Below are 4,956 nucleotides of genomic sequence, written 5' to 3' on the forward strand. Positions count from 1 at the left end.
ATAAGGGATGAGAACGTCATAAAGTTCGGGCCGAAGCGCAGCGAAGGCAACGCATGAGCACAGCGATATGCGGTAATCGTCTCGGGTGCTCCAATCTCTACCATGGGTTTGGGTGGTTTCATTCTTTCTCTAAAATTCCCCGCGGAAGCATTTGAATGGAAAATAAGAGAAAAACCCTAATTAATTAAAGATGGGCAGTTAATTTGCCATTTGCATAGGCTATGATCTAATAATAGACATCTACCTTAAAATTAGGACTTAACAAATTATTAACATGCTGCTGGTAGAGTTTTACTATATGTCCATTAAAGTAATGGAGTTAGAGACTGTCCATGAAAAATAAAATTACCATTGTTTTCTTTGCTCTTTTGCTGGTGATTGTTGTCTTTATGGTTTCACCATGGACTCCTTCAATTCGCACCCCTCATCCAAGAGAACTAGCCATCGTTAGTATATTAAATCAGAGGAAAGAGTTTGCTGATCTAGTTGTTCAACGATATTCTTCATTACCAAAAGGTAGTACACAAGAAGTACGAAGGCTTTATAGAGACGCACAATTAAAATTTAACGGTATAATTGAGCAAATCGGTTTTGGTGCAGATAGTCATTCTATTCCTATAGACGAGATCAGCAAAAACATACCCGACGCTGAATTAGCATATAATCAATTATATAACTACATTGAGCCCTCTAAACATAAACAAAAGATGGGTCAACGGCTTGCGATAACTAGTAGGCAATTGGGTACTACTCCAAAGGATGAGTATATTTCCCCTGCAATTGAAAACAGCGTTGTTGATATAGGTGAAATAGGAAATTTTATCCGCGCCGTTAATGAAATTGCCGGAAAAAAGGACATTTATGAAAGTATTGCTAAACGAATTGAAAAATATCGATGGGCCCCATTTTCTGAGAAATAACCAAGATGCGTTGTATATATTGCAATCTTAGAGAGGCCAATACAAAGGATCACGTTCCACCAAAATGTATTTTCCCTCCAGGCACTAAAAAACACATGATAACCGTTCCAGCATGCTCAGACTGCAATAATTTATATAGTATAGAGGATGAATATTTTAAGATAGCTTTGACAATTCGAGTTGGTGATGATTCAAAAGCATCGAAGGCACTATCATTAAGCACATCAAGGAGCCTAGAAAAAAATAAAAAATTGGATGATTTTGTAATCGCTAGCGTCCTTAGCCTGAACGATGCAAAAATTACTTACAGTTGGCAAAGATTCAGACCCTTTATTATAGCTGAATTAAAGAGAATAACGAAGGCCATCTATTTTGATATTTATCAAGCTATCCTATCAGAAGAAACGACAATAAATATCTACGATGAACTTAAGCCAGGTATGCACTCTATAGATATATTTAAAGAACTTGAAGTTATTCCCATCCATAGGATTACAAACATAGACATTTTTTCATGTGAATACAGCACAATACCTGATGATCAAAATACGGGCATCTGGAGGTATAATTTTTACAATCGGTATTTTCCACACGTAATATCGTTATCAGATAGAATGCAAAAAAAACTCGAACTTTAATCACCATCCATTTCTAATACACGTTGCTCACCAGTATCGTCCGTTCCTTGAATTTCTACACTCCCACCGAACCTATTTATGCTTTCAACATTCATAGTTTTATATTCACCATCATAAACGTCTATCGTTTCCCCTTCTCTAACAAGGTTACCTGATTCAATTTCAACGCTTCCTCCTGAAGTAGCATCATAGCCACTCCAAGCGTTCGTACTAGGTAACATGGTAATTACGAGTAAAAGGGAAGATATTTTTATTAGTATGTTCATAAGCTAGCCCCCTTAGTCCATTTTAATTGCACTATATAAGATAGTATTAATACTCATCTTTTCAAGAGCCATGAAGACGGAAAAAGTAACAATGATACATGCCCCTTATTCTCTAAATCCAACCCTGAGAAATCGATTAAAAATTCTGATACCAAATAAATATTCTAAGTTTTTTATCAACTTCGTGAGATTAAAGTATAGTGCAGCTCACAAGACATAATTCTTCGTATGAACTCTGTTAGTGAAGGATGCAGCCATTTCTCTTTTTGTGACTTCTATAAATTGCATTAATAGCCGTTAATTTATCAGTCGTTTCACTCGAAATTTTTAGTCTCGGATTAAGTCCACCATTAGATAATTCCATTTCCAAGAGATAAGTCTCAGTCGCTATTTTCCATGTATTTAGTAACTGCTGTTGATTTTCAGGCGTCATGGCTGAAAAATTTTCGAAGTGTTTGGCCAGGCGATCAACATCGTCACGAAACGACGCTGAATATTCATCGAGTGAATATTTTTGTTCCGAGGGGGTAATAGCTGTTGAGCTTCTGGTTAGTAAAGGTCTTGTTTCTTGAGGATCTTCCATGGCAGTAACATCCCCCGCCATGAGGATCGACAAGACAAAGAAATATATAGTCATAGTTGTTCTGTTCATTTTAAATGCTCGTTATGGTTGTTTTGGTAATACTAACTATTAGGCAATATCACTATCATATTTTTATAGAGATGGCAATAAAGCCAACTCTCTCTACTTCTCATACGCATAACTCCTTCTACATTAGTGATTATCATAGACAAGATCAGCAAACAAAAATGTTAAAGTTACAAAAATAAAACAATCAACAAATTGTAAGAAGAATTAACCCCGATTGCTTCCTAAAATGATTCAATAAAATGACGAGGTTAATCATTGTAGAGTTGAAGCTGACTCGCTAAATTCTATGAAGGAATAGAACGAAGAAGCAATAAAGTCATGTGGATTGATTACGAATGCTTAATAAAGCCCAGAGACAATCAGAGATGCGACAAATTCGCCCGCGCTGGTTTTGGTAAAAATTAAAGACTAACCACAGATTTGCTGACCCAAAAAAGTCTCCTTTACCTCTCCCCTTGCAGGAAAGGTAAAGGAACCATATTTTTTCCTTACAACTTAGAAGTCGTCTCGACCCCTAACTGGTGAAAATTCTTAAAAGTCAGTTGGCCCGGCGTGTTTAAATCACAATACAAAGAATACACTTTGATGGGTTCCGGAAAATGCCCAAAATCTTTTAGCGCTTCAAGGATTCTTTTACTCGCAAAAGCAAGCTCGCCTTTATGTTCGTTAACTTCATTTGCTGGATCAAAATGATCTTTACATAACGTATATGCTGCACATTTGCTGTGATCCAGAAGAATCACTCTTTCAATATGATGCTTCTCACGAGCAAGCATTATAGCGTTAATGACGGATTCGAATAAAGAATCGTAGTATTTTTGGGCCCAATAATAGGGAGCCGTCGGACTATTGTCAACTATACCATGGCCAGGGGTGGAAGCTGTTACAGCAAGAGCGGCCCCAGGCAAAACAACTTCATCATATCCATCCAAAAGGCCCAGCGTTTCTCTCATAAATTTTTCAACCTCATCGCGAAGTCGAAAATCAATACAAGAAACCAAAAGAGTTGAACATACATGTAAATCTGGAAGATCACCCCTGCTTGGCACGGCCGGAAAAGAGTCGACACCATTAAGAACAGCATCTGTGTCAATTTCCTTTAAGCGCTTTGTGCTGACACTCGCCCGTAATTTGGAATCAGGGTGGGTAATATAAGTAACGAATGGTGAAATTTCTGGATCTTTTTTTTGGGTTGAGATAGAGGGCATAACGAACGAAATATATATAAAAATTAACATTAAGATAGGTTTTGTTTTCATGAGAGGGTCTCCTTGTTTTAATATTACTAGCGCATAGGTTGCATTCAAACATACCATCAAAGCATCGCTGAAAAAAAGGGGAACTGTTTCACCCGCCCTGGGAAATTTGAATTGGGCGTATCAGTTACATAGCGGATACATCCCATACCCTTGAATCGCTAAGACCCCCTTACCCAATCGCCTCAATTTTGGCCCCCAGAATGAAATCGCTTTCCGTAAGACCGTCTATTTTATGAGTCCAGATTTCTGCGACGCATGCCCCCCAGCGGATGAGCAGATCTGGGTGATGACCTTCCGCTTCCGCGATCACAGCCACCTTATTAGCAAAGGTCATTGCGCCCATAAAATCCTTAAATTTAAAAGCCTTATAGAGATGCCCCTGATTATTAACCTGCCAATCATTACCCAGCATTCTTAAGAACGTATCGGTAACGTGTTTCGTGAAGGGAACCGCCCCTTCACGGCAGGGCACACAAGATTTGTTTTTGAGTTTTTCCATGACAGCTCCTTTAGAGGTTTGTGCTTGTTTTGAAAATCATTATCACTAATCCAATGACCCTACAACATTACTGAGTCAGCATTGTAGGGGCAATCATAAAGTTTGACTGTGAATTCAAATTGTTAACATTATGAAGAGGAGTGCCAGCACGCAGCATCTTCGACTCAACACCACGCCATAAGGACTTTTTCTACAATCTTCATTTAATACAATTAACGATTCTCCTATTTCCCACCTTGCTAAACAAATAACGATCTGCAATGATCTCAGGAACTGCATCCACCTCTTTCAAAGGGCGAATCCGAATGAGTGCAAAATCCACCTATCTCCAAAATATTACTTCCTCTCTTTTCCTTCTGGTGCTCCCCGCACAAAAATGTTTGGCCGCAGATAGCCCTTTGTCAGAAACGCCTTTAACAAAACTCATGGCCTCAAAGAATTTTTATTGGCAGCATGACAATACCCGCACGGTCCTTTGGGATGACTATAAAAAGGCCCTTCATGAGTGTTCTTCAAAAGAACATGCTGACATCTGCAATGAAGGCAAAAAGCGCGGGGCGAGATTGGCTGCAATCGCCCATGATGATCAAACCTCTCTTCACAATCGCATCTATGCCTGTCTCTTATTATTAGATCGAACACAACAATACCTCGCTGCCAAGAAAGGAATTTTTGAGAAAGAGAAACCGCTTTATTATGACTCGAATCGAAAAGAATTTGAT

The 4,956-nt window shown here is 38.6% G+C and carries 7 protein-coding genes; 3 read left to right on the forward strand and 4 right to left on the reverse strand.

The features are described from left to right. Nucleotides 1-332 precede the first annotated feature (332 nt). Together K2X50_08505 and K2X50_08510 are read left to right on the forward strand one after the other, a co-directional pair. Nucleotides 333-920 (forward strand): hypothetical protein, encoded by a 588-nt coding sequence (locus K2X50_08505; GenBank protein MBX9587283.1) that lies wholly within the window; start codon nt 333-335, stop codon nt 918-920. A gap of 95 nt (nt 921-1,015) precedes the next feature. Beyond that, nucleotides 1,016-1,558, forward strand: coding sequence for a hypothetical protein (locus K2X50_08510; GenBank protein MBX9587284.1), 543 nt, complete (start codon nt 1,016-1,018; stop codon nt 1,556-1,558). On the opposite strand, the gene K2X50_08515 is transcribed toward K2X50_08510, so the two are convergent. The 4 genes from K2X50_08515 to K2X50_08530 all read right to left on the reverse strand — a co-directional run bounded on the left by K2X50_08515 (nt 1,555) and on the right by K2X50_08530 (nt 4,234). Beyond that, nucleotides 1,555-1,779: a DUF5334 domain-containing protein gene (locus K2X50_08515; protein ID MBX9587285.1), complete on the reverse strand. Its 225-nt coding sequence runs from the start codon at nt 1,777-1,779 to the stop codon at nt 1,555-1,557. The genes K2X50_08510 and K2X50_08515 overlap by 4 nt on opposite strands. Before the next feature lie 283 nt (nt 1,780-2,062). Beyond that, nucleotides 2,063-2,476, reverse strand: a complete 414-nt coding sequence (locus K2X50_08520) for a hypothetical protein (protein MBX9587286.1) — start codon at nt 2,474-2,476, stop codon at nt 2,063-2,065. Nucleotides 2,477-2,964: 488 nt separating this feature from the next. Continuing rightward, nucleotides 2,965-3,735 (reverse strand): hypothetical protein, encoded by a 771-nt coding sequence (locus K2X50_08525; GenBank protein ID MBX9587287.1) that lies wholly within the window; start codon nt 3,733-3,735, stop codon nt 2,965-2,967. 169 nt (nt 3,736-3,904) lie between these two features. After that, on the reverse strand, nt 3,905-4,234 hold the full coding sequence (locus K2X50_08530) for a 4a-hydroxytetrahydrobiopterin dehydratase (protein ID MBX9587288.1): 330 nt from the start codon (nt 4,232-4,234) through the stop codon (nt 3,905-3,907). A 305-nt stretch (nt 4,235-4,539) separates the two neighbouring features. On the opposite strand from K2X50_08530, the gene K2X50_08535 reads away from it, so the two are divergent. Beyond that, nucleotides 4,540-4,956: hypothetical protein (locus tag K2X50_08535; GenBank protein ID MBX9587289.1), on the forward strand; the 417-nt coding region annotated here is incomplete at its 3' end.

Source organism: Gammaproteobacteria bacterium (assembly GCA_019748175.1).
Lineage (GTDB): Bacteria > Pseudomonadota > Gammaproteobacteria > JAIEPX01 > JAIEPX01 > JAIEPX01.

Excerpts from the sequence above, each read along its gene's own strand:
- K2X50_08525 (MBX9587287.1), bottom strand. The coding sequence starts at position 3,735 with ATGAAAACAAAACCTATCTTAATGTTAATTTTTATATATATTTCGTTC.
- K2X50_08505 (MBX9587283.1), top strand. The coding sequence starts at position 333 with ATGAAAAATAAAATTACCATTGTTTTCTTTGCTCTTTTGCTGGTGATT.
- K2X50_08510 (MBX9587284.1), top strand. The coding sequence starts at position 1,016 with ATGATAACCGTTCCAGCATGCTCAGACTGCAATAATTTATATAGTATA.
- K2X50_08530 (MBX9587288.1), bottom strand. The coding sequence starts at position 4,234 with ATGGAAAAACTCAAAAACAAATCTTGTGTGCCCTGCCGTGAAGGGGCG.
- K2X50_08515 (MBX9587285.1), bottom strand. The coding sequence starts at position 1,779 with ATGTTACCTAGTACGAACGCTTGGAGTGGCTATGATGCTACTTCAGGA.
- K2X50_08520 (MBX9587286.1), bottom strand. The coding sequence starts at position 2,476 with ATGAACAGAACAACTATGACTATATATTTCTTTGTCTTGTCGATCCTC.